The following is a 22,974-nucleotide window of genomic DNA, read 5'->3' on the forward strand; positions in this document are numbered from 1 at the left end:
GAGGGCCCGCAGCGATCACGCTGCGGGCCCTCCGGCGTTCCGTACGCCCCCCGGGGCCGTACGGCTACGGCTGCCGAGTCAGTTCTCGTCGCGGCGGAGCGAGGGCTTCAGGTCCTTCAGCCGGCCCAGCAGGCCGTTCACGAACGAGGGCGACTCGTCCGTGGAGAACTCCTTCGCCAGCTGCACCGCCTCGTCGAGCACCACGGCGTCCGGGGTCTCGTCGACCCAGATCAGCTCGTAGGCACCGAGGCGCAGGATGTTGCGGTCGACGACCGGCATCCTGTCCAGCGTCCAGCCGACGGCGTACTGCGCGATGAGCTCGTCGATCCGCCGCGCCTTGGCGGCGTAGCCCTCGACCAGCTCCATCGTGTATTCGCTGACCGGCGGCTGCCGGGTGTCGGACCGGGAGTGCCGGATCCAGTCCGCGAGGACCGTCAGGACGTCCACACCGCGCTGGTCGCCCTCGAAGAGGATCTGGAAGGCGCGCTTGCGGGCCGTGTTGCGGGCAGCCACGGTTAGCTGTTCACCCGGCCGAGGTAGTCGCTGGTGCGGGTGTCGACCTTGATCTTCTCACCGGTGGTGATGAAGAGCGGGACCTGGATCTGGTGACCGGTCTCCAGGGTGGCGGGCTTGGTGCCACCGGTGGAGCGGTCGCCCTGGACGCCCGGCTCGGTCTCCTGGATGACCAGCTCGACGGCGGCCGGCAGCTCGACGAAGAGCACCTCGCCCTCGTGCTGGGCGACGGTGGCCGTGAAGCCCTCGATGAGGAAGTTGGCGGCGTCGCCGACGGCCTTGCGGGCGACCATGAGCTGGTCGTACGTCTCCATGTCCATGAAGACGAAGTACTCGCCGTCCATGTAGGAGAACTGCATGTCGCGCTTGTCGATCGTGGCCGTCTCGACCTTGACGCCGGCGTTGAACGTCTTGTCGACGACCTTGCCGGAGAGCACGTTCTTCAGCTTGGTGCGCACGAAGGCCGGGCCCTTGCCGGGCTTGACGTGCTGGAACTCGACGACGGACCAGAGCTGGCCGCCTTCGAGCTTGAGCACCAGGCCGTTCTTGAGGTCGTTCGTGGAAGCCACGGTTGCGGAATCTCCTGGACTGACGTGGACGACCCCGGCGCACGCGCGCAGCCCGAAGGCTAGAGCGCGAGCAGTTCCTTGGTCGTGATGGTGAGTAGCTCGGGTCCGCCGTCCGCCTCGGGGCGTACGACGAGCGTGTCATCGATCCTGACACCGCCCCGGCCCGGGAGGTGGACCCCCGGTTCGACGGTGACCGGCACGCAAGCGTCCAGTTTACCCATGGCCGCGGGGGCAAGCTGCGGGTCCTCGTCGATTTCGAGCCCGACACCGTGCCCCGTCAGGGACGGAAGGCCTTCCGCGCGGCCCCCGGAATCCAGTACCTGGCGGGCCGCGCGGTCCACGTCCCGGTAGGCGGCGCCGGGTGCCAACGCCTCCCGTCCGGCGCGCTGGGCGGCGAAGACGAGGTCGTACAGCTCGATCTGCCAGTCGGCGGGCGAGGTGCCGATCACGAACGTACGGCCGATCTCGCACCGGTAGCCGCGGTAGGTCGCGCCGAGACAGACGGAGAGGAAGTCGCCCTCCTCGACACGCCGGTCGGTGGGCCGGTGGCCGCGGCGTCCCGAGTTCGGGCCGGTGCCGACCGAGGTCGCGAAGGCCGGTCCGTCCGCGCCGTGGTCGACGAGACGGCGCTCCAGCTCCAGGGCGAGATGGCGTTCCGTACGGCCGACGAGAATGGATTCGAGGAGTTCACCGAGCGCCTGGTCGGCGATCTCGGCGCCGATCCGCAGCGCGGAGATCTCCTCCTCGTCCTTGATCACGCGCAGCTGCTCCACCGCGCCGCCCAGGTCGGCCAGGCGCAGCCGCGGCGCGACCGAGCCGAGGGCGCGGTGCCGCGTCACGGTCAGGTGGTGCTCCTCGACCGCGAGGGAGTCGGCGCCCTGATCGGCCGCCGCACCGGCGGCGGCGACGGCCGGATCACCGCCGGCGCGCGACAGCACCCGGACCTCCAGCGCCTCGTCGGGGCGCCCCTCCGCGGCTTCGCCGGACGGAGGGCCGTCGCACAGCAGCACGTCCTCCTCGCTGCCGAGCAGGAGTACCGCGCCGAGCGGCGCGGCTCCGGCGAGATACCTCACGTTGGCGGGACGGGTGACGAGCGCCGCCGCGCTGCCGCCCGCCGTACAGCGCTCCCGGAGCCGCTCTCTGCGGGTCGCGTACACCTCTGGCATGAAACCGAGCCTACGAGCGGTGGCCGGATGTCGCCGGTCCAGAGGGCCGGACGGGTAGTCCTCCGCCTCGGAGGGACGGATGCGGGACGCGACCGCGACGGGCGGGAACCCTGCCCGGGCACGGCGGCGAGCCCGACGGCCGAGGTCCCCGTGCCGGGCACACCGATGGTCCTGCCCGGCACGGACGCCCCCGCCGGGCAGGACGGCGGACCCGAGCGGCAGACCGCCGGGTACGACAGGGAACTCACGCGGCGGAAGTCCACCGCCTCGTACGACGGCCGTCCGGTCGGTTCGTCATCGGGGCGGGCCCGACGGCCTCACCACCGCGGCGGAACGGGTGGTCTCACCGGTGCCGGGGAGCGGCCGGTCTCACCACTGCGGCGGGCTGGCGATCGCGCGGGCCAGGACCTCGTCCAGGACGTGGGCCGTGGCCGCCACGTCGAGCTGCGAGTTGTCGATGATCGGGAGCCCGGAGCCGTACCAGCCGGCCATCCGGCCGTGGATCCGCGCGACCTCCTCGTCGCTGAGCCTGCGGTTCCCGGAGCGCTCCGCGTTGCGCTCCAGGACCACTTCCAGGCCCGGCAGGAGCACGACCGGCAGCAGCCCGGGGCCCACGTGCCGCTTCCAGCCGCCGAGGCCGACGACCGGCCGGTCGGGGAAGACCGCGTCGTCGAGGATGCACGAGATGCCGTTGGCCAGGAAGTTGCGGGCGGCGAAGCCGCAGGTGCGGCGGGCGAGACGATACTGCGCCTCGGAATGGTCGTTCCATCCCGACTGCGGGTCGGCGAAGCCCGAGCGCACCCATTCGCGTACGTCGTCGAGGCTGATGTGGGCCGTGGGAACCCGGCGGTGGTCCGCCCAGTACCTGGCGACGCTGGTCTTCCCCGCGCCCGCGGGGCCGATGAGCAGGACCGCGAGCGTGGTCGCCGCGGGGTCGGGCGCGCCCGTGGCGGGCGGCGGGCTCGGCATGGCCACCGAGACGCCCGGAGGGAGCTGCACATGCCCGGTGCCGTCCGGCACGGGCGGATGCGGCGGAGGCTGCACCGACGGGTGCTGCGGAGGCTGCGGGGGCATCTGATGCGGCGGCAGATGGTGCTGTGGCGCCTGGGCGGGCGGGGCGCCGGGCGGCACCGGCGCGCCGGCGAAGCCCGGAGCGGGCGCGGGACCCTGCTGCCCCGGGTACTGTCCGGCCGGCGACCAGCCGACGGCCGGCCCTCGCCCCGGCTGGTGGGGCGGCAGCGGAGCCCCCACTGCGTGCTGCATCCGGTGCCACTCCGTCTCGTACAGGCGATGAGCGCTGGCGGACGGGACGCGGGCCCCGTCGCTACTGAACGGTACCTTCCCCGGCCGCCGTTGTGTGAACGGCCGGGGACGGTGCGAAGTGCCCGGGAAGGAGAGGCAAAACGGGCTGAGCAGGTGCGCTTCGGAGGATAAGACCCCGCGCGGCGCGGTCGGCTACTCGCCGACCTCGCCGTAGGCGGCGAGCAGGACGGCCGGGTCCGGGCCCTCCAGGACGGTCGGCTTGGCCAGTCCGTCGAGGACGATGAAGCGCAGCAGGTCGCCGCGGGACTTCTTGTCGACCTTCATGTTCTCCACGAGCTTGGGCCACTGGTCGTAGCGGTAGCTGAGCGGGAGACCGACGGACTCCAGGATCGTGCGGTGCCGGTCGGCGGTCGCGTCGTCCAGCCGGCCCGCGAGGCGGCCCAGTTCGGCGGCGAAGTGCATGCCGACGGAGACGGCGGCGCCGTGCCGCCACTTGTAGCGCTCGTTCTTCTCGATGGCGTGGGCGAGCGTGTGGCCGTAGTTGAGGATCTCGCGCAGCCCCGACTCCTTGAGGTCCCCGGAGACGACCTCGGCCTTGACCCTGATGGAGCGCTCGATCAGCTCGGCGGTGTGCGGGCCGGCCGGCGTCCGGGCCGCCTCGGGGTCGGACTCGATGAGGTCCAGGATCACCGGGTCGGCGATGAAGCCGGCCTTGATGATCTCCGCGAGCCCGGAGACGTAGTCGTGGACCGGCAGCGAGTCGAGCGCGGCCAGGTCGCACAGCACGCCCGCGGGCGGGTGGAAGGCGCCGACGAGGTTCTTGCCCTCGGCGGTGTTGATGCCGGTCTTGCCGCCCACCGCCGCGTCGACCATGGCGAGCACGGTGGTGGGAACGGCGATCCAGCGGACCCCGCGCAGCCAGGTCGCCGCCACGAAACCGGCGAGGTCGGTGGTGGCGCCCCCGCCGACGCCGACGATCACGTCGGTGCGGGTGAAGCCGGACTGGCCCAGCGCCTTCCAGCAGTAGGCCGCGACCTCGGCGGTCTTGGCCTCCTCGGCGTTCGGCACCTGGATGGCGACGGCCTCGAAGCCCTGCTCCGCCAGGTCGGCGCGGAGCGCCTCACCGGTGTCGGCGAGCGCCTCGGGGTGGATCACGGCGACACGCTTGGCCTTCTCGCCGATCAGGGTGCCGAGTTCGCCGAGGAGCTGACGGCCGATCAGGACCTCGTAGGGGTCGGTGCCCGCGGTGCCGCCGACCTGGACCCGGGTCACTGCCTCGCTCATGCTTCCTTCAACTCCAGTGCGTCGAGGACCGCCTGGGCGACCTCATCGGGGGTGCGTCCGTCGGTCGCCACGACCGCGCGGGCGACCTCGGTGTACAGGTGGCGGCGGGCCTCCATCAGCTCGCGCCACTGCTTGCGCGGGTTGACGGCGAGCAGCGGCCGGGCCGCGTTCAGGCCGGTGCGCTGCACCGCCTCCTCCACGTCCATGGAGAGGTAGACGACCTGGTGGCCGGCGAGCAGCGCGCGGGTGTCGGCATCGAGGACCGAGCCGCCGCCCAGCGCCAGGACGCCGTCGTGCCCGGCGAGCGCCGCGCGCACCGCCTCCTTCTCGAGGGCGCGGAACGCGGGCTCGCCCTCCTCGACGAAGATGTCGGCGATGCTGCGGCCCTCGGCGGCCACGATGTCGTCGTCCGTGTCCCGGTAGGCACAGCCGAGCCGCTCGGCGACGAGCGCGCCCACCGTGGACTTGCCGACCCCCATCGGGCCGACGAGGACCAGCCGCGGGGCGGTCACCGGATGGCCAGGTTCTCGAGGTAGGACCGGACGTTGCGGCGGGTCTCGGTGACCGAGTCGCCGCCGAACTTCTCGGCCACCGCGTCCGCGAGGACGAGGGCGACCATGGCCTCGGCGACGATGCCCGCGGCCGGGACGGCGGAGACGTCGGAGCGCTGGTGGTGGGCCTTGGCGGCCTCGCCGGTGGCGACGTCGACGGTGGCCAGCGCGCGCGGCACGGTGGCGATCGGCTTCATCGCGGCGCGGACGCGCAGCAGTTCGCCGGTGGTCAGACCGCCCTCGGTGCCGCCGGCGCGGCCGGAGACGCGGCGGATGCCCTCGGGCGTGGAGACGATCTCGTCGTGGGCCTGGGAGCCGGGAACCCGGGCCAGCTCGAAGCCGTCGCCGATCTCGACGCCCTTGATCGCCTGGATGCCCATCAGGGCGCCGGCGAGACGGGCGTCCAGCTTGCGGTCCCAGTGGACGTGCGAGCCGAGGCCGACGGGGACGCCGTACGCGAGCACCTCGACGACGCCGCCGAGCGTGTCGCCGTCCTTGTGGGCCTGGTCGACCTCCGCGACCATCGCCTTCGAGGCGTCGGCGTCGAGGCAGCGCAGCGGGTCGGCGTCGAGCTTCTCGACGTCGGCCGGGGTGGGGTAGACGCCCCCCGGAGCCTTCACTGAGCAGAGCTCGACGACGTGGGAGACGATCTCGATCCCGGCCGTCTCCTTCAGGTACGACCGGGCGACGGCGCCGAGCGCCACGCGGGCCGCGGTCTCACGGGCGGAGGCGCGCTCCAGGATCGGCCGGGCCTCGTCGAAGCCGTACTTCTGCATGCCCGCGAGGTCGGCGTGGCCGGGCCGCGGGCGGGTCAGCGGGGCGTTGCGGGCGAGACCGTCGAGGATCTCCTGGTCCACCGGGTCGGCCGCCATGACCTGTTCCCACTTGGGCCATTCGGTGTTGCCGACCATGACCGCGACCGGGGAGCCGAGGGTGAGGCCGTGCCGGACGCCGCCGAGGAAGGTGACCTCGTCACGCTCGAACTTCATCCGGGCACCGCGTCCATAACCCAGGCGCCGCCGGGCGAGGTGGTCCGCCACCATCTCCGTGGTGATCGGCACGCCGGCGGGAAGGCCCTCCAGCGTCGCGACAAGTGCGGGACCGTGGGACTCCCCCGCGGTCAGCCAGCGCAACCTGCTCAACGGTGCTCCTCATGCTCGCGCCCTGGTACTGCTGCTGCGTACACGTGTCCTCGCGTACGGCGACGGCGCGACCGGGTGCGCGGCCCTGGCCCGCCATGTCCGATCCTCCCACGTTCGGGGGCGGAAACAGGCCGCAGGTCCATCAGGCGGGACGGCCGGGCGCGGACGGCGGACTCAGCGCGCCCCGTCCTGTCCCTGTACCGGCGCGTGGTCGCCGGGGAAGTCGGCACCGCTCGGCCCGGCCGACGCCGGGGTCTGCTGGGGCTGGTTCTGCTGCGGCTGGTTCTCCTGGAGTTGGTTCTCCTGGGGGGCGTACGCGCCCAGATAATCCGCGCCACGCCCCTGTCCGTACTGCGCCGCGGCGTGCACGGGCTGCCCCGTCCGCACGGCGCGCCGGTACTGGATCTTGCGCTTGAGCTTGAGGGTCCACGAGCCGACGACGGCGAGCACAACCAGCGCGAGCACCATGACCTGCACCCAGCCGGGCATGAACCACAGTATGAACTTCAGGACGAGCTCGAAGATCTCGCTCCTGCCGGACGCCAGCGGCACCCCGGTGGACATGTCGGTCATGTACCTGACTCCCCTGACCCCTCGCTCCGCCCCCTGCGGAACTCAGTGGATCTTAGCGGGAGGCGAGCGCGTGCTCCCCCGCCTTCCTCATGGCGTCCACGGGGGCCGGGTGCCGTCCGGTCATCTGCTCCACCTGGAGCACCGCCTGGTGGACGAGCAGGTCGAGTCCGCCGACGACGGCCCCGCCGTACGCGGACCAGCGCGCCGCGAGGTCGGTCGGCCAGGGGTCGTACAGCACGTCGAAGAGGGTCGTGGGGCGCCCCGGGACGGCGGCGGCCAGCGCGTCCGTGGTCCCGGCCGGCGTCGTGGCGATCACCAGGGGCGCCCGCAGCGCCTGTTCGGCGTCTGCCCAGTCCTCGGTGCGCACCTCGATCTCGAGGCGCTCGCCCCACTGCCGCATCTCGGCGGCCCGCTCCCGGCTCCGGACGTACGCGACGACCTCGCCGGTGCAGATCCGCGCGAGGGCGGCCAACGCGGAGGAGGCGGTGGCGCCGGCGCCGAGGACGGCGGCCGAATCGACCTGTTCGATGCCCCGCTCGCGCAGCGCGGCGACCATCCCGGGGATGTCGGTGTTGTCCCCGACGCGCCGCCCGTCCTCGGTGAACACGACGGTGTTGACCGCCTCGACGGAGGCGGCCGTCTCGCTGATCTCGTCGAGGAGCGGCATGACGGCCCGCTTGAGCGGCATGGTCAGCGACAGTCCGGCCCACTCCGGTCCGAGGCCCCCGACGAAAGCGGGCAGCGCCTCCTCGTCGACCTCGAAGCGGTCGTACGCCCAGTCACCGAGACCCAGCTCCCGGTACGCCGCGCGGTGCAGCACCGGGGAGAGGGAATGGGCGATCGGCGAACCGAGCACCGCGGCCCGGCGGGCATCAGTTGCCCGAGCTGGCATTGAACTTGTCCTTGAGTTTCTCGAATTCGGCGAGCGTCTTGGCGAATTCCGTGTTGTTCTGACCGTCGGTCGCCACGAAGTACATCCAGCCGTCCTTCGTGGGGTTGAACACCGCCCTGAAGGCGTCGTCACCGGGATTGCCGATCGGACCGGGCGGCAGACCCCGATGGTAATACGTGTTGTACGGGTCCGGATTGCTGTTGATCTCGGACTCACCGATATTGATCTTGCTCTGCCCCTTCAGGTAATTGAAGGTCGAGTCGAACTGAAGTTTCTGATTGGTCTCGGTGTTGGTGCTCTTCAGGCGGTTGTAGACGACCTCGGCCATCTTGCGGTAGTCGTCGTGCGTCTTGCCCTCCGCCTGGACCAGGCTCGCGACCGTGACCACCTGCAGCGGATCGTCGAGCTTGAGTGCCTTCGCCTTCGCCACGAGTCCCATCGCCGCGTACCTCTTGTCGGCCTGCGCGACCATGCTCTTCAGCACGGTCTCGGGCTTCATCCCCTTGGCGGCGGGATACGTGAGCGGGTAGAGGAACCCTTCCAGGGGATCCTTTATGTCCTTGTTGCTGTTCGCCCAGCTCGGAAGCCCGAGGGTCTTGTACTTCTTCTTCGCGACGGCGCTGGTGGTGCCCTTGGCGAGGCCGAGCTTCGCGTCGATCGCCGCGTACACCTGGGCATTGCGGGTCCCGGGAGGCACGGTCACGTTGTTCTGGCTCTTGGGGTCGAGCATCAGCGCGACGGCGCTCTTGGCCGACATCCCCTTGCGCAGGATGTAGGCGCCCGCCTGGATCGTCTTGCCCTTGGGATTCTCCGCCTGGGCCGACACGAACGCGTCCACGCTCTTGACGACACCGGCCGCCTTGAGCTTCTGGCCGATCACATAGCCGCCCTCGCCCTTGGCGATCTCGACGGGAACCTGCCCCGAGCCCTCGCCCGCGAAATCGGGGGCGGAGCCGAAACGATTCTGGTAGTACTGGTACCCGAAATACCCGGCTCCGGCGATACCGCCGCCGAAGACCAGGACGACCACCAGGCAGGCGACGCCGTTGCGGCTCTTCTTGCCCTTGCCGCCCCCGCGCTCCTTGCCCCCGCGCTCCTTGCGGTCACCGCGGCCCCGGCGCTCCTTCGGGTCGTCGTCCTCGTCGAGGTCGTCGTCCTCGTCGTCGTCACCGGCGAAGAAGGCGTGCTCGCCCTGGTCCGGTCCCGGGTCCCAGTCCGACTCGGACTCGGGTTCGGGTTCGGGTTCGGCGCCGCGCCGGGCCGGCGGCTCGGGCGGCGGATAGGCCTCGGGCGTGTTGTAGAGGTCGGGCTGCTCGCCCGCGTACTGGCCCGCGTAGGGGTCGGCGGGGTCGGCCGCGTACGGCACCTGCGGCTGCGCACCGCTGCCGCTGTCGGCGTACTGCTGCTGGCCCTGACCCGGGTACTGCTGCCCCTGGCCGGGGTACTGCTGACCACCCTGACCCGGGTACTGCTGACCCTGGCCGGGATACTGCTGCTGACCCTGCCCCGGGTACTGCTGCTGCCCCTGGCCGGAGTACTGCTGCTGGCCCTGGCCGGGGTACTGCTGGCCCTGGAACTGCTGACCCTGGTACTGCTGACCCTGGTACTGCTGCTGGCCGGGATACTGCCCGTGCTGGCCCTGCTGCGCGTACTGCTGCTGGCCCTGGTACTGCTGACCCTGGCCCCAGTCGCCCTGCTGCTGCGGATAGTGCTGCGGCTGGCCGCCGTCGTAGGCGGACTGGCCGTCGGCGGCCTGCCCGCCCCATCCGCCGTCCCCGTACAACGGGTCCTCCGGATGCCACGGTTCGGAGCCAGGGCCCCGGCCATACTCAGTCATCGATCCCCTACGAGCCGCGAGCCGGCAGCGGCCGGCTCGCGTGGCCCGGCTCCCGTCCGCCTCTTTACTGTGCGACGGCTGTTCGAACACCACCGCATCGGGCGGAACGTTACCGTATCGCGATCACATGACCACTTCGACGCCCTCTCCGGGCGACTTGCCTGACACCCGTTCGGATTCCAGGGCTTGCTGCAGGATGACGACTGCCGCAGCCTGGTCGATCACCGACCGGCCCTTCTTCGTCTTCACACCCGCGGCACGCAGGCCCTGGCCGGCCGTGACCGTGGTCATCCTCTCATCCAGGAGCCGTACCGGAACAGGAGCGATCCCTTCCGCGAGCTCCTGGGCGAAGGCGCGGACCTTGGCCGCGGCCGGGCCCTCGCCCCCCTTGAGGGAGCGAGGGAGTCCGACGACGACCTCGATCGGCTCGTACTCCTCGACGAGTTGCCTCAGTCGGCGGTGGGCGGCCGGGATGTCACGTCCCGGGACCGTCTCCACCGGAGTCGCGAGGATCCCGTCGGGGTCGCACGAGGCGACCCCGATCCGGGCGTCCCCGACGTCGATCGCGAGCCGACGTCCTCTGCGCATGTCCGCGGCCCTTACTTGGCCGTCTCGGCGACGAGGCGCTGGACCGCGTCGATGGCCTCGCCGACGGCGGCCGGGTTCTGGCCGCCGCCCTGGGCGACGTCCGGCTTGCCGCCACCGCCGCCGCCGAGGGTCTTGGCGGCGCCGCGGACCAGGTCGCCGGCCTTCAGACCGCGCTCACGGGCGGCCTCGTTGGTGGCGATGACCGTCAGCGGCTTGCCGCCCACGACGGTGAACAGGGCCACGACGGCGGCGCGTCCACCCTGGATGCGGCCGCGCACGTCGAGGACCAGCTTGCGCAGGTCGTCGGCGCCCGTGCCGTCCGGGACCTGACCGGTGACCAGGGCCACGCCGTTCACGTCCTGGGCGGACTCGACCAGACCGGCGGCGGCCTGCAGGACCTTCTCCGCGCGGAACTTCTCGATCTCCTTCTCGGCGTCCTTCAGCTTGCCGAGCATGGCGGAGACCTTCTCCGGAAGCTCCTCCGGACGACCCTTGACCAGCTCCTGGAGCTGGGCGACGACCGTGTGCTCACGGGCCAGGAAGTTGTAGGCGTCGACGCCGACCAGGGCCTCGATGCGGCGCACGCCGGAGCCGATGGACGACTCGCCGAGCAGCTTCACCAGGCCGAGCTGGGCGGTGTTGTGCACGTGCGTGCCGCCGCACAGCTCCTTGGAGAAGTCGCCGATGGTCACGACGCGGACGCGCTCGCCGTACTTCTCGCCGAACTCGGCGATGGCGCCCTGCTTCTTGGCCTCGTCGATGCTCATGACCTCGGCCTGGACGTCCAGGTCGCGGGCGAGCACCTCGTTGATCTGCTGCTCGACGTCCGTCATCACGGCCGTCGGGACGGCGGACGGGGAGCCGAAGTCGAAGCGGAAGCGGCCGGGCTGGTTCTCGGAACCGGCCTGGGCGGCCGTCGGGCCCAGCGCGTCGCGCAGCGCCTGGTGCGTGAGGTGCGTGGCCGAGTGGGCGCGGGCGATGGCCTTGCGACGGCGTACGTCGATGGTGGCCTGGGCCTTGGCACCGACGGTGGCCTCGCCGACCTGGACGACACCCTTGTGGACGTACACACCGGGGACGGGCTTCTGGCAGTCGCGGATCTCGATGACGGCACCGGAGTCGACCCGGATGCGGCCGGTGTCACCGATCTGGCCGCCGCCCTCGGCGTAGAACGGGGTGCGGTCGAGGACGATCTCGACCTCGTCGCCCTCGGTGGCGGCCGGGGAGGAGACGCCGTCGACGAGGATGCCGACGATCGTCGACTCGGCCTCGGTGCCGTCGTAGCCGACGAAGTCGGTCTCGCCGGCGGCGTCGGCGATCTGGCGGTAGGCGCCGAGGTCGGCGTGGCCGGTCTTCTTGGCGCGGGCGTCGGCCTTGGCCTTGTCCCGCTGCTCCTTCATCAGGCGGCGGAAGCCGTCCTCGTCCACCGACAGGCCCTGCTCGGCGGCCATTTCGAGGGTGAGGTCGATCGGGAAGCCCCAGGTGTCGTGGAGCAGGAACGCCTTGTCGCCGGCGAGGACCGTGCCGCCGGACGACTTGGTGTCGGTGATGGCCGTGTCGAGGATGTTCGTGCCGGCCTTCAGCGTCTTGAGGAAGGCGGCCTCCTCGGCGAGGGCCACGGTCTCGATGCGCTGCCGGTCGGTGACGAGCTCCGGGTACTGCTGGCCCATCATGCCGATCACGACGTCGATGAGGTCCTTGACGACCGGTCCGGTGGCACCGAGCAGACGCATGTTGCGGATGGCGCGGCGCATGATGCGGCGCAGCACGTAGCCGCGGCCCTCGTTGCCGGGGCTCACACCGTCGCCGATGAGCATCACGGAGGTGCGCATGTGGTCGGTGACCACGCGCAGCGAGACGTCGGAGTCGTGGGCGGCGCCGTACTCGACGCCGGTCAGCTCGGTGGCCTTCTTGATGACGGCCATGGACGTGTCGATCTCGTACATGTTCTGCACGCCCTGCAGGATCATGGCGAGACGCTCGAGGCCGAGGCCCGTGTCGATGTTCTTGCTGGGCAGCTCACCGAGGATCTCGAAGTCGTCCTTCGAGATGCCCTCACCGCGCTCGTACTGCATGAAGACCAGGTTCCAGATCTCCACGTAGCGCTCGTCGTTGACGGCCGGGCCGCCCTCGACGCCGAACTCGGGGCCGCGGTCGTAGTTGATCTCGGAGCACGGGCCGCAGGGGCCCGGGACGCCCATGGACCAGTAGTTGTCCTTCTTGCCCAGGCGCTGGATGCGCTCGGCCGGGACGCCGATCTTGTCGCGCCAGATGGTCTCGGCCTCGTCGTCGTCGAGGTAGACCGTGATCCACAGGCGCTCGGGGTCGAGGCCGTAACCACCCTTGTCCTGGGGCGAGGTGAGCAGCTCCCAGGCGTAGGTGATGGCGCCTTCCTTGAAGTAGTCGCCGAAGGAGAAGTTGCCGCACATCTGGAAGAACGTGCCGTGGCGGGTGGTCTTGCCGACCTCTTCGATGTCGGGCGTGCGCACGCACTTCTGCACGCTGGTGGCGCGGGCCCAGGGGGCCTTGACCTCACCGAGGAAGTACGGCTTGAAGGGGACCATGCCGGCGGGGACCAGGAGCAGAGTCGGGTCGTCCGCGATGAGCGACGCCGAAGGGACGACGGTGTGACCGCGCTCCTCGTAGAAGCTCAACCAGCGGCGGCGGATTTCAGCCGACTCCATCAGTGGTCCTCATTCCGGTTGTACGAGTACGTCGTGTTGTCGATGTACTTGATCTGCTTGTTGTCGCCGGGCTGCCCGCCGCCGATCGCGCGGATGCGGCGTTGCGTGGGCAGTTCGGGGTCGGGGTGCCCGTTCAGGCCGAGCACCTCTCCGAGTTCGGCCTCGCGCTGGGCCATCCCGTCGCGGACGTCGAGCGCGAACTCCTTGAGCCGGTGGCCCGCGTCGATCGCCTTGTTCGCGGCCTGCGCCGCGAGGCTCTCGGGGGTCAGCTGCCTGAGCTTGCGGTTGACCTTGGTGGTGGCCCATACACCCGCGGCTGCGCCCGCGGTGAACCAGAACGTACGGCGGAACATCGCTGCGTCAGTCCTTCTTCCGCTTTCCCCGCCGCGCGGACGGGACGGTGCGGCCCACGATCACGGTACGCCGGGACGCTTTGTCGGGCACATTCTCTCGACGGCCTCCGATGGCCCGGCGCACGCCGTAGCCGAACGCCGCGACCTTGACCAGCGGGCCGCCGAACGTGGAGGCGACGGTCGTCGACAGCGCCGAGGCGTTCGACGTGACCTCCTGGACGTCCGACGCGATGGCGTCGACCCGGTCGATCTGCGTCTGCGCGGAGCGCACCGCCTCGGAGGCGTCGGCCAGGAGCGGGACGGCCTGTTCGGTCACGTCCGCCACGAGCTTGGTGGTCGCCCTGAGCGTCTGGGCCAGCCTCACCAGCGCGACGGCGAGGAAGGAGACCAGGATCGCCCAGAAGACGGCCACCAGGATCCCGGCCACCTCACCACCGGACACTGTGCACCCGCTCCCTGACTGTGTGCCTGAACATCGAAAAGTCGTCACCCGAGCCTATCGCGCCGGGGCCGGGGCTCCGTACCGCATTAATCCGCTCCGGAGTGTGGAGTTGCGCGAACCGATTGTACGGAGCGCTAACGGGTCAGTACGCTCCGTATCTCATGCAGCGTTCTCAGCCCGTACGGCGCTCCGCTCCCGGCGTACCCGGCAATCTGCCTCTGGAACTCGACGCGTTCGTGGGGCGCTCCGCGGAGCTCGCCCGGCTGGCCGAGGCGCTGGAGACGGTCCGCCTGGTCACCGTGACCGGCATGGGGGGCGTCGGCAAGTCGCGGTTCGCCGCGCACGCCGCGGCGGGGACGGACGTGCGCGACGGGGTGTGGCGCGTGGACCTGTCCGCGGTGCGCGATCCGGAACTCGTCGGCCACGCCGTGGCCGAGGCCCTCGGTCTGACGGACCACACGGCGAAGTCTCCCCGTCAGGTGCTGCTCGACCACGTCGCCGGGCGTCGGCTCCTGCTGGTCCTGGACGGTTTCGAGCACCTGGTGGACGCGAGCGCCTCGCTGGTGGGCGAGCTGCTGCGGCGGACACCCGGGCTGCGGGTGCTCGCCGTGGGCCGCAGACCGCTGGACATCGCGGGCGAGCGGGTGTTCCCGCTGGCCCCGCTGGACGTGGCGGAGGCGGTGGAGCTGTTCACGGACCGGGCGACGGCCCGGGTGCCCGGCTTCGCGCTGGACGAGGGGAACGCCTCCGACGTCCGGGAGCTGTGCCTGCGCCTCGACGGGATCCCGCTGGCGCTGGAGCTGGCGGCGGGACGCGTCGGCGTCCTCTCCCCCGCGCAGCTCCTCGCCCGGCTGGAGGACCGGTTCCGGCTGCTGACCGGCGGTGTGCGCGACGCGTCGCCCCGGCACCGGACCCTGCGGACGGCGATCGGCTGGAGCCACGAACTGTGCACTCCGGGAGAGAGGCTGCTGTGGGCGCGGCTGTCGGTGTTCGCCGGGCAGTTCGACCTGGAAGCCGCCGAATACGTGTGCAGCGGGGACGGACTGCACGCCGGCGACGTCCTCGACGTGCTCGGCGAACTGCTCGCGCAGTCGGTGCTGTCGCGCGAGGAGACCGCGGCGGGCGTGCGCTACCGGATGCTGGACACGGTCCGGGCCTACGGCGCGCACTGGCTGGCGGCGACGGGCGACGCGGAGCGGCTGCGCCGTCGCCACCGCGACTGGTACATGGGCCTGGTCACCTGGTGCGAGCTGGACTGGTTCTCGCCGCGGCAGGGCGAGGTCGCGGTCCGCGTCGAGACGGAACTGCCGAATCTGCGCTGCGCGCTGGAGTACTCGCTCACCGAACCCGGCGAGGCGCATCTGGGCCAGTACCTGGCGGGCTCGCTGTGGTTCTACTGGGTCGGCTGCGGCCGGCTCGCCGAGGGCCGGCACTGGCTGGAGCGCAGCGTCGAGCTCGACGGCGACCGCGACCAGTCGCGGCTGAAGGCCCTGTGGGTGCTCGGCTACGTGGCGGTCCTCCAGGGGGACCCGGTGCCCGCGCTGTCCGCGCTCCAGGAGTGCCGCGAGGAGGCGGAGCGCTGCGAGAACGCCGTCGCCCTCGCCTACGCCGAGCACCGCACCGGCTGTCTGGCCCTGGTCACGGACGACATGGCGCGCGCCGAGGTCCTGCTGCGCTCGGCGCTGGACCGCTACCACGCGATCGGCGAGCTCAACAGCAATGTGCTGATGGGCCAGATCGAACTGGCGATGGCGCTCGCCTTCCAGGGCGACATGCCGGGCGCGGTGCAGCTGTGCGAGGACGTCCGCGGGGTCTGCGAGGACCACGGGGAGCGCTGGGCGCTGGCGTACGCGCTCTATGTCCTCGCCTACCAGGCCCAGGCCGAAGGCGATCCGGCACGGGGCCGCGGCCTGCTGGAACGGGGGCTCGGCATCGCGCACGGCTTCCGTGATCTGCTCGGCACCGTCCTCTCGGTCGAGCTGCTCGCCCTGATCACGGCGGTGGAGGGTGATCCGGCCGAGGCGGCGCTGCTCCAGGGGGCGGCGTCGCGGATGTGGCCGTCGGTGGGCCTGCCGCTGTTCGGTTCGGCGTACTACAACGCGCCGCACGAGCGCTGTGCGGCCCTTTCCCGGCAGCAGCTGGGTGACGAGCGCTACGAGGAGTGCGTGCGGGCGGGAGAGCTGCTCGGGCGGGACGCGGCGGTCGCCCGTGCGCTGGGCGGTGCCGGGGTCCCGCCGCTCGGGGCGGTGCCGTCGCCGCGCAGACTGCCCCCGGACGTGCGAGAGCCCGCCGTCTCGCCCACCTCGAAGGGCGGGGAGACGACGGGCTGACACTGACGCGCAGGTGGTACCGCGTCCGCTGCAATAAGATCAGCGGGCGTAGTACTCGACGACGAGCTGCTCGTCGCAGATCACCGGGATCTCCTTGCGGTTCGGCTCGCGGTCCAGGCGGAAGGCCAGGGCGGCGAGGTTCACCTGGAGGTAGCGCGGGGTCTCGCCGTCGGGGGCGAAGCCGCCCGCGCGGGAAACCTCGAACAGCGTCTTGCTGCGGCTGCGCTCGCGGACCATCACGACGTCGTCGGGACGGACGCGGAACGAGGGCTTGTCGACCTTCTGGCCGTTGACCTCGATGTGGCCGTGAACGACCATCTGGCGGGCCTGGTAGATCGTGCGGGCGATGCCCGAACGCAGGACCAGCGCGTCGAGACGACGCTCCAGCTCGATGATCAGGGCCTCACCGGTCTTGCCCTGGACCTTGGAGGCACGCTCGTAGGCGCGGACGAGCTGGCGCTCGGACACGTCGTACTGCGCGCGCAGACGCTGCTTCTCGAGCAGACGGACCTTGTAGTCCGAGTTCTGCTTGCGGCCACGGCCGTGCTCACCCGGCGGGTAGGGGCGGGCCTCGAAGTACTTGACGGCCTTCGGGGTCAGCGCGATACCGAGCGCACGCGACTTCTTGACCTTGGGGCGGGACTGGTTCGCCATGAACCAAACACCTCATGTTTCTGATGCGAATACGGCTTCACCAGGGTTAGGGGAGGTCGCAATCCGCAGCCCGGGAAACCCTCCTCGCCGCTGTGGAGATCCACGGGGACGGGGCGGGCAGCCGCTCCTGGGTCTGGGCACATACGTGCAGCACGCGAGTGGCCCACCGGCCGCTCCCGGGAATCCGGGTGGTGGTGGGCTGCCCGCGACACCTTCGACGGTGCGCGACGCTCCTGGAATCCCCCCGTGGAGGCGGGGGCTCCGGCTGGATGTCCCGTTCTGGTGGTGCCGACCGGAGCCGGACACGGGACTCAGCGCTTCGAGCCATGCTACAGGGTGCTCAGGCACGCCCTCCACCGAGGTGCTTCCTGGTCCACTCCACCGCGTCGGCGTACCGCGCCTCGGCTCCGTGCCGGGTCGGCGCGTAGTACCGCCGGTCCGTGAGCCCGTCGGGCGCGTACTGCTGGGCCGCGATGCCCTCGGGCAGGTCGTGCGGGTACACGTACCCCTGGGCGTGCCCGAGCTTGGCCGCGCCCTTGTAGTGCCCGTCGCGCAGATGGGCCGGCACCGGACCCGCGTGCCCCTTGCGCACGTCCTCCAGGGCGGCGCCGATGGCCGTCGTCGCGGCGTTGGACTTCGGGGCCAGCGCCAGGGCGATGGTGGCGTGGCTGAGGGTGAGCGCGGCCTCGGGAAAGCCGATCATCGCGACGGCCTGGGCGGCCGCCACGGCTATGGGCAGCGCGTTCGGGTCGGCGAGGCCGATGTCCTCGCTGGCGGAGATCATCAGACGGCGGGCGATGAAGCGGGGGTCCTCGCCCGCCTCGACCATCCGGGCCAGGTAGTGCAGGGCGGCGTCCACGTCGGAGCCTCGGATGGACTTGATGAGTGCGCTCGCCACGTCGTAGTGCTGGTCGCCGTCGCGGTCGTACTTCACGGCGGCGCGGTCGACGGTCTCCTCCAGCGTCTGGAGGGTGATCTCCGGCTCGCCCTTGTCGAGGGCGGCGCCGGCCGCGGCCTCCAGGGCGGTCAGGGCGCGGCGGGCGTCGCCGCCGGCGATCCGCAGCAGATGGTCCTCGGCGTCCCCGGGCAGGGCCACGGAGTCCTTGAGGCCGCGCTCCGAGACGAGCGCCCGGCGCAGCAGGCCGCGCAGGTCGTCGTCGGTGAGCGGTTCGAGGGTGAGCAGGAGGGAGCGGGAGAGCAGTGGCGAGATCACCGAGAAGTACGGGTTCTCGGTGGTCGCGGCGATCAGCGTCACCCAGCGGTTCTCCACGGCCGGGAGGAGGGAGTCCTGCTGGGCCTTGCTGAAGCGGTGGATCTCGTCCAGGAAGAGGACGGTCTCCTTGCCGAAGCCGCCGACGGCACGGCGGGCGCCGTCGATGACCGCGCGCACCTCCTTGACGCCCGCGGTGATCGCGGACAGTTCCACGAAGCGCTTGTCGGTGGCCTTGGAGACGACGTACGCGAGGGTCGTCTTGCCGGTGCCCGGCGGGCCCCAGAGGATCACCGAGGACGGTCCGGCCGGACCGCCGCTCCCCTCGGCCACGAGCCTGCGCAGGGGAGAACCCGGCTTGAGCAGATGCTGCTGCCCCACGACCTCGTCGAGGGTGCGCGGGCGCATCCGCACGGCCAGGGGGCTGCCGGCGGGGTCCTTCTCCTGGCGTTCTTCTGCGGCGGCGGTGAACAGGTCGGGCTCCACGTCAAGAACCTTATGTCACCGCACGGACAATCCCCCCGGTCCGGTCAGCTGGTCCAGAAGTCCCACCAGCGGGTCAGGATCAGCATGCCGATGATGCCGATGTGCAGCGTCGGCAGGACCCAGGTGAACTCGCCGAAGAAGCCCTTGAGCCAGCCCGGGGCGGGCAGGAAGCCGTTGCGGACGTTGAAGGACGTGACGTACCAGAACATGATGATCGTGGCGACCCAGGCCAGGCTGCACCACAGGCACAGCGAGTTGATCCGGTACAGCGACTGGAACTGGAGCCAGGTGCAGAACGCGACGCCGAAGAGCGTGCCCGCGTTGAAGGTGAGCCAGTACCAGCGCGGGAAGGTGGCCCGCGCGAGCAGGCTCACGCCGACGCAGATCACGATGCCGTAGGCGACGAGCCCCATCATCGGGTTCGGGAAGCCGAAGGCCGAGGCCTGGGCGCTCTTCATGATGTTGCCGCAGGAGACCACCGGGTTCAGACTGCATCCCGGAACGAAGTTCGGGTTCTCCAACAGCTTGAACTTGTCGATCGTGATGACCCACGCGGCGAGGAGACCGGCCGCCCCTGTGATCACCAGCAGCACGGCGAGGGCACGGCTGCCGCCCACCGTCCGCGGAGCGGCGGCGGGGCGTTCCTGATCGGTCGGGACGTCCTTGACTGTCGTCTTGTTCATCACGCCGTTTCCGTAGCGTCGAAGGGGCCTGTGGGCAGGCTCATTGTGCCGCACCCGCCCGTCCGTCCACCGTTCGGTGGACATAAGAAGGTACGCACGGTCGCCCCGGAAGGTTCGGTTCGGGGACAGGCTCGTCCGTATGACCACACACGCGGAACGACTCGCGGTGGACGTACGGGGGCTGCGCAAGCAGTACGGGGACGTGACCGCGGTCGACGGTATCGATCTGGGCATCCGGCAGGGCGAGGTGTTCGGCCTGCTCGGGCCGAACGGAGCGGGCAAGAGCACCACCGTGGAGATCCTCCAGGGCAATCGCCGGCGGGACGCGGGCGAGGTCTCCGTGCTCGGCTCGGACCCTGCGACGGCCACGCGCGCGTGGCGCTCACGCGTCGGAATCGTCTGGCAGGACGAATCCGCGCCCGCCGAGTTGACGGTGGGCGAGACGGTGCGCCATTTCTCCCGTTATTACCCGAATCCCCGTGACCCCGAGGAAGTCATCGGTCTGGTCGGTCTCGAGGCGAAGGCGGGCAGCAGGATCAAGTCGCTCTCGGGAGGTCAGCGCCGGCGGCTCGACGTGGCCCTCGGGGTGATCGGCGGGCCCGAGCTGCTGCTCCTGGACGAGCCGACCACGGGTTTCGACCCGGCGGCGCGGCGCCGGTTCTGGGAACTGATCCGCAAACTGGCCGACGAGGGCACGACCATCCTGCTGACCACGCACTACCTGGAGGAGGCCGAGGCCCTCGCGGACCGGCTGGCGGTCGTCGCGCGGGGCCGGGTCGTCGCCGAGGGCGAACCGGCCGCGCTGCGCGAGCGGTTCGGCAGCGAGGCCACGGTGGAGTGGACGGAGGCCGACGGCAGCCCGCGCAGCGAGCGCACCGACACCCCCACGAGGACGGTCGCCGAGCTCACCCGCCGTTTCGACGGGGAGATCCCGGGACTGCGGGTGAGCCGTCCCACCCTGGAGGACGTCTATCTGCGACTGACCGGCCTGGAGGACGCGCGATGACCACGACCGACGTACGACCGGGCACGAAGGACACCTCCGCCCGGCTGCCCGGCGCCTGGGGGCTGGGGCTGCGCCGCGGCGGCCTGGAGCTCAGGCAGTTCTTCCGCCAGCGCGACCAGGTGGTGTTCACCTTCGCCTTCCCGGTCGTCTTCCTGTTCCTGTTCGCGTCGATCTTCAGCAACGACGTGAAGGGCGCGGGCATCACCGCCTCCCAGCTCTACGTCCCCGCGATGATGGCCGCCGGCATCATGTCGACCAGTTTCCAGTCCCTCGGCATCTCGATCGCGATCGAACGGGACGAGAAGGTGCTGCGCCGGCTGCGCGGCACGCCGATGCCGCCGGCCGCGTACTTCTTCGGCAAGATATGGCTGGTCCTGGTGACCGGCGCCCTGGAGACGGCGGTCCTTCTCACCGTCGGCACCACGCTGTACGACGTCGACCTGCCCTCGAGCCCCGGCAAGTGGGCGGACTTCGGCTGGATCTTCGTCCTGGGGCTCACGGCCTGCGCCCTGCTCGGCATCGCGATCAGTTCGGTCCCGAAGTCCGGCAAGAGCGCCACATCGGTGGTCGTCCTGCCCTTCCTCGTCCTCCAGTTCATCTCCGGCGTCTACATCGCCATCGACACCATCCCGGACTGGATGCTGAACATCGGCGCGCTGTTCCCCCTCAAGTGGATGTGCCAGGGGCTGCGCGGGGTGTTCCTGCCCGACTCCGCGAAGGTCCTGGAGCAGGCGGGCGACTGGGAGTTCGGGCGGATCGCGCTGGTGCTCGGAGCGTGGTGCGTCGGAGGATTGCTGCTGTGTCTGCTGACCTTCCGCTGGAAGAACCGGCGCGACGGATGACGACTCCGGCCGCGCGCACCGGCCCGGCGCCGGACCGGACCCGAACCGGTCCGGCACCGGGCGGGGCCCGCGCGTCGAACACCTGGGAACTCTCGTTCCGGCTCTGGGACGCGTACTTCGCCGTCGTGTGGGTGGCCACCCTGGTGTTCGTGCTCGGCACGGCGCACCCGGGGTGGCACGTCCGGCTCGCGGCGGGCGGGGTGCTCCTGCTGCTGATCCCCTGGTACCTGCTGGTCGGGCGGCCCGTCCTCACCGCCGAGGTCCCCGACGAGCGCCGCGCCCTCGGCTACATCGCGGGCGCGGTCCTGCTGTTCCTGCCGCCCGGCGTGCTCGTCGGCGAGACCCGGCTGATGACCTTCGCGCTCATCCCGCAGTGCTTCATCGCGCTGCGGCTGCGCCGGGCCCTGACCGCCTCGGCCGTCATCAACATCGCGCCGGTGGCGGGCTGGGCCCTGCTGTGGCGGCCCGGCGGACAGGCCCTGTTCTTCAACTCGGTCTTCGCGGTGGTCACGCTCGTCTTCTCGGCGGCGCTGGGGAGCTGGATCATCCGCATCATGGAGCAGAGCCGCGAACGGGCCGAGCTCATCACCGAACTGGACGCCAGCCGCCACGAGATCGCCCGGCTCTCGGCCATGCACGGCGCGCTGGCCGAACGCGAACGGTTCTCCCGGGAGATCCACGACACCCTCGCGCAGGGTTTCACCAGCCTCCTGATGCTGGTCCAGGCCGTCGAGGCCGAACTCGACCACGATCTGCCGCAGGCCCGCCGCCATCTGGCCCTCATGGACGAGACCGCCCGGCAGAACCTCGCCGAGGCACGGGCCCTGGTCGCCGGCGGGGCGCCCGCCGACCTGGACGGCGCCACGCTGCCCGACGCGCTGCGGAGGCTGGCCGCCCGCCACGACGCGAGCATCGCCGTGACCGGTCCGGTGCGCCCGCTGCCCGCCGGCCCCGAAGTGGTGATCCTCCGCTCCTGCCAGGAGGCGCTGGCCAACGCCCGCAAGCACGCGGGGAGTTCACCCGCCGTCACGGTCGGCCTCGCGTACGCGGCCGACTCGCTGGCCCTGTCGGTGCGCGACGACGGCCGGGGCTTCGACCCCACCGCGCCGGTCGACGGGTACGGTCTGGCGGGGCTGCGCGCCCGGGCCGCCGAGGTGGGCGGCACCGCTCTCATCCGCAGTGCGCCGGGCGACGGGACGACCGTCACCGTGCGCCTGCCCGTCCCCGGGAGTGACGTGTGATCCGGATCATCCTCGCCGACGACCACCCCGTCGTACGCGAAGGGCTGCGCGCGATGCTCAGCGCCGAGCCCGACCTCGAGGTGGTCGCCGACGCGTCCAGCGGACCGCGCGCGGAGGCGCTGGCCGCCGAACTCCGGCCGGACATCGTGCTCATGGACCTGCGGATGCCCGAGGGCGGGGGTGTCGACGCGATCGTGCGGATGACGCGGGCCGGTCTGCCCTGCCGGGTCGTCGTGCTGACGACGTACGAGACGGACCGGGACATCCTGCGGGCGGTGGAGGCAGGAGCCGCGGGCTATCTGCTGAAGGACCTGCCGCGCGCCGAACTCGCGGACGCCGTACGGGCCGCGGCGCGCGGCGAGACCGTGCTGGCGCCGTCGGTCGCGGCCCGGCTGGTCGACCAGCTCCGCAGCAGGCCGGAGCGGCCGCGTCTCTCCGAGCGGGAGACCGCGGTGCTGCGGCTGGTGGCCGAGGGCTGCACGAACGCGGAGATCGGCCGCCGCCTCTTCATCGGCGAGTCCACCGTGAAGACCCATCTGCTGCGGGCCTTCGGCAAACTGGGGGTGGACGACCGGACGGCGGCGGTGACGAGCGCCATGCGCCACGGGCTGCTGGAGTGAGCCACGGCCCGCCGGAGCGAGGCCCCGGGCACTGGTTCGCGGCAC

At 71.3% G+C, this 22,974-nt stretch carries 22 protein-coding genes; 5 read left to right on the top strand and 17 right to left on the bottom strand.

All coding sequences use genetic code 11. From position 1 onward, the window contains the following. Nucleotides 1–78 precede the first annotated feature (78 nt). From nusB to CW362_RS03230, 14 genes are all read right to left on the bottom strand, one after another. Nucleotides 79–513, bottom strand: a complete 435-nt coding sequence (gene nusB / locus CW362_RS03160) for a transcription antitermination factor NusB (protein ID WP_103547786.1) — start codon at nucleotides 511–513, stop codon at nucleotides 79–81. A gap of 2 nt (nucleotides 514–515) precedes the next feature. Further along, nucleotides 516–1,082, bottom strand: a complete 567-nt coding sequence (gene efp, locus CW362_RS03165) for an elongation factor P (RefSeq protein ID WP_103547787.1) — start codon at nucleotides 1,080–1,082, stop codon at nucleotides 516–518. Between the two features lie 59 nt (nucleotides 1,083–1,141). Then, a complete protein-coding gene (locus CW362_RS03170) occupies nucleotides 1,142–2,248 on the bottom strand; it encodes an aminopeptidase P family protein (protein WP_103547788.1) in 1,107 nt (368 codons plus the stop codon). Nucleotides 2,249–2,617: 369 nt separating this feature from the next. Continuing rightward, nucleotides 2,618–3,511 (bottom strand): Pro-rich N-terminal domain-containing protein, encoded by an 894-nt coding sequence (locus CW362_RS03175; RefSeq protein WP_103547789.1) that lies wholly within the window; start codon nucleotides 3,509–3,511, stop codon nucleotides 2,618–2,620. A 192-nt stretch (nucleotides 3,512–3,703) separates the two neighbouring features. After that, the gene (aroB, locus tag CW362_RS03180) at nucleotides 3,704–4,795 is read right to left on the bottom strand and encodes a 3-dehydroquinate synthase (protein ID WP_103547790.1); all 1,092 of its coding nucleotides are present in this window, start codon (nucleotides 4,793–4,795) and stop codon (nucleotides 3,704–3,706) included. Then, entirely contained in the window at nucleotides 4,792–5,274 is a 483-nt protein-coding gene (locus CW362_RS03185; protein ID WP_103547927.1) for a shikimate kinase, read from the bottom strand. Before CW362_RS03185 ends, aroB begins: the two co-directional genes overlap by 4 nt. Before the next feature lie 29 nt (nucleotides 5,275–5,303). Further along, nucleotides 5,304–6,488 carry a chorismate synthase gene (aroC, locus tag CW362_RS03190; RefSeq protein WP_103547791.1) on the bottom strand — a complete coding sequence of 395 codons (1,185 nt, stop codon included), beginning with the start codon at nucleotides 6,486–6,488 and terminating at the stop codon, nucleotides 5,304–5,306. Nucleotides 6,489–6,662: 174 nt separating this feature from the next. Next, nucleotides 6,663–7,061, bottom strand: a complete 399-nt coding sequence (locus CW362_RS03195) for a hypothetical protein (protein ID WP_240657627.1) — start codon at nucleotides 7,059–7,061, stop codon at nucleotides 6,663–6,665. A 52-nt stretch (nucleotides 7,062–7,113) separates the two neighbouring features. Continuing rightward, nucleotides 7,114–7,953 (bottom strand): shikimate dehydrogenase, encoded by an 840-nt coding sequence (locus CW362_RS03200; protein WP_103547792.1) that lies wholly within the window; start codon nucleotides 7,951–7,953, stop codon nucleotides 7,114–7,116. Continuing rightward, nucleotides 7,934–9,790, bottom strand: coding sequence for an endolytic transglycosylase MltG (gene mltG / locus CW362_RS03205; protein ID WP_103547793.1), 1,857 nt, complete (start codon nucleotides 9,788–9,790; stop codon nucleotides 7,934–7,936). Before mltG ends, CW362_RS03200 begins: the two co-directional genes overlap by 20 nt. A gap of 123 nt (nucleotides 9,791–9,913) precedes the next feature. Beyond that, nucleotides 9,914–10,378, bottom strand: coding sequence for a Holliday junction resolvase RuvX (ruvX, locus tag CW362_RS03215; protein ID WP_103547794.1), 465 nt, complete (start codon nucleotides 10,376–10,378; stop codon nucleotides 9,914–9,916). A gap of 11 nt (nucleotides 10,379–10,389) precedes the next feature. Continuing rightward, nucleotides 10,390–13,062, bottom strand: coding sequence for an alanine--tRNA ligase (gene alaS, locus CW362_RS03220; RefSeq protein ID WP_103547795.1), 2,673 nt, complete (start codon nucleotides 13,060–13,062; stop codon nucleotides 10,390–10,392). Next, nucleotides 13,062–13,415, bottom strand: a complete 354-nt coding sequence (locus tag CW362_RS03225; RefSeq protein ID WP_103547796.1) for a DUF6167 family protein — start codon at nucleotides 13,413–13,415, stop codon at nucleotides 13,062–13,064. Before CW362_RS03225 ends, alaS begins: the two co-directional genes overlap by 1 nt. A gap of 7 nt (nucleotides 13,416–13,422) precedes the next feature. Then, entirely contained in the window at nucleotides 13,423–13,857 is a 435-nt protein-coding gene (locus tag CW362_RS03230; RefSeq protein ID WP_162683949.1) for a DUF948 domain-containing protein, read from the bottom strand. A 161-nt stretch (nucleotides 13,858–14,018) separates the two neighbouring features. Here CW362_RS03230 and CW362_RS03235 point away from each other — a divergent pair, with 161 nt between their 5' ends. Beyond that, entirely contained in the window at nucleotides 14,019–16,187 is a 2,169-nt protein-coding gene (locus tag CW362_RS03235) for an ATP-binding protein (protein WP_103547798.1), read from the top strand. Nucleotides 16,188–16,226: 39 nt separating this feature from the next. On the opposite strand, the gene rpsD is transcribed toward CW362_RS03235, so the two are convergent. The 3 genes from rpsD to CW362_RS03250 form a co-directional block, all read right to left on the bottom strand. After that, on the bottom strand, nucleotides 16,227–16,841 hold the full coding sequence (rpsD, locus tag CW362_RS03240) for a 30S ribosomal protein S4 (RefSeq protein ID WP_037621164.1): 615 nt from the start codon (nucleotides 16,839–16,841) through the stop codon (nucleotides 16,227–16,229). 340 nt (nucleotides 16,842–17,181) lie between these two features. Beyond that, nucleotides 17,182–18,537 carry a replication-associated recombination protein A gene (locus tag CW362_RS03245; protein WP_103547799.1) on the bottom strand — a complete coding sequence of 452 codons (1,356 nt, stop codon included), beginning with the start codon at nucleotides 18,535–18,537 and terminating at the stop codon, nucleotides 17,182–17,184. A 44-nt stretch (nucleotides 18,538–18,581) separates the two neighbouring features. Continuing rightward, nucleotides 18,582–19,223 carry a vitamin K epoxide reductase family protein gene (locus CW362_RS03250; protein WP_162683950.1) on the bottom strand — a complete coding sequence of 214 codons (642 nt, stop codon included), beginning with the start codon at nucleotides 19,221–19,223 and terminating at the stop codon, nucleotides 18,582–18,584. Between the two features lie 136 nt (nucleotides 19,224–19,359). Between CW362_RS03250 and CW362_RS03255 the strand changes: the two genes are divergently transcribed. From CW362_RS03255 to CW362_RS03270, 4 genes are read left to right on the top strand one after another with little or no spacing between them, the layout of a single operon-like run. Next, a complete protein-coding gene (locus CW362_RS03255) occupies nucleotides 19,360–20,226 on the top strand; it encodes an ABC transporter ATP-binding protein (RefSeq protein ID WP_103547800.1) in 867 nt (288 codons plus the stop codon). Continuing rightward, nucleotides 20,223–21,068 carry an ABC transporter permease gene (locus CW362_RS03260; protein ID WP_103547801.1) on the top strand — a complete coding sequence of 282 codons (846 nt, stop codon included), beginning with the start codon at nucleotides 20,223–20,225 and terminating at the stop codon, nucleotides 21,066–21,068. Before CW362_RS03255 ends, CW362_RS03260 begins: the two co-directional genes overlap by 4 nt. After that, entirely contained in the window at nucleotides 21,026–22,309 is a 1,284-nt protein-coding gene (locus CW362_RS03265; RefSeq protein WP_240657628.1) for a sensor histidine kinase, read from the top strand. Before CW362_RS03260 ends, CW362_RS03265 begins: the two co-directional genes overlap by 43 nt. Further along, nucleotides 22,306–22,929, top strand: a complete 624-nt coding sequence (locus CW362_RS03270) for a response regulator (RefSeq protein ID WP_103547803.1) — start codon at nucleotides 22,306–22,308, stop codon at nucleotides 22,927–22,929. Before CW362_RS03265 ends, CW362_RS03270 begins: the two co-directional genes overlap by 4 nt. Nucleotides 22,930–22,974: the final 45 nt, after the last annotated feature.

It is taken from the genome of Streptomyces populi (assembly GCF_002911015.1).
Classification (GTDB): Bacteria; Actinomycetota; Actinomycetes; order Streptomycetales; family Streptomycetaceae; genus Streptomyces; species Streptomyces populi.

Coding starts and splice junctions, on each gene's coding strand:
- CW362_RS03170 (WP_103547788.1), bottom strand. CDS start 2,248: ATGCCAGAGGTGTACGCGACCCGCAGAGAGCGGCTCCGGGAGCGCTGT.
- CW362_RS03175 (WP_103547789.1), bottom strand. CDS start 3,511: ATGCAGCACGCAGTGGGGGCTCCGCTGCCGCCCCACCAGCCGGGGCGA.
- aroB (WP_103547790.1), bottom strand. CDS start 4,795: ATGAGCGAGGCAGTGACCCGGGTCCAGGTCGGCGGCACCGCGGGCACC.
- CW362_RS03185 (WP_103547927.1), bottom strand. CDS start 5,274: ATGGGGGTCGGCAAGTCCACGGTGGGCGCGCTCGTCGCCGAGCGGCTC.
- CW362_RS03195 (WP_240657627.1), bottom strand. CDS start 7,061: ATGACCGACATGTCCACCGGGGTGCCGCTGGCGTCCGGCAGGAGCGAG.
- CW362_RS03200 (WP_103547792.1), bottom strand. CDS start 7,953: ATGCCAGCTCGGGCAACTGATGCCCGCCGGGCCGCGGTGCTCGGTTCG.
- mltG (WP_103547793.1), bottom strand. CDS start 9,790: ATGACTGAGTATGGCCGGGGCCCTGGCTCCGAACCGTGGCATCCGGAG.
- ruvX (WP_103547794.1), bottom strand. CDS start 10,378: ATGCGCAGAGGACGTCGGCTCGCGATCGACGTCGGGGACGCCCGGATC.
- alaS (WP_103547795.1), bottom strand. CDS start 13,062: ATGGAGTCGGCTGAAATCCGCCGCCGCTGGTTGAGCTTCTACGAGGAG.
- CW362_RS03225 (WP_103547796.1), bottom strand. CDS start 13,415: ATGTTCCGCCGTACGTTCTGGTTCACCGCGGGCGCAGCCGCGGGTGTA.
- CW362_RS03235 (WP_103547798.1), top strand. CDS start 14,019: ATGCAGCGTTCTCAGCCCGTACGGCGCTCCGCTCCCGGCGTACCCGGC.
- rpsD (WP_037621164.1), bottom strand. CDS start 16,841: ATGGCGAACCAGTCCCGCCCCAAGGTCAAGAAGTCGCGTGCGCTCGGT.
- CW362_RS03255 (WP_103547800.1), top strand. CDS start 19,360: ATGACCACACACGCGGAACGACTCGCGGTGGACGTACGGGGGCTGCGC.
- CW362_RS03260 (WP_103547801.1), top strand. CDS start 20,223: ATGACCACGACCGACGTACGACCGGGCACGAAGGACACCTCCGCCCGG.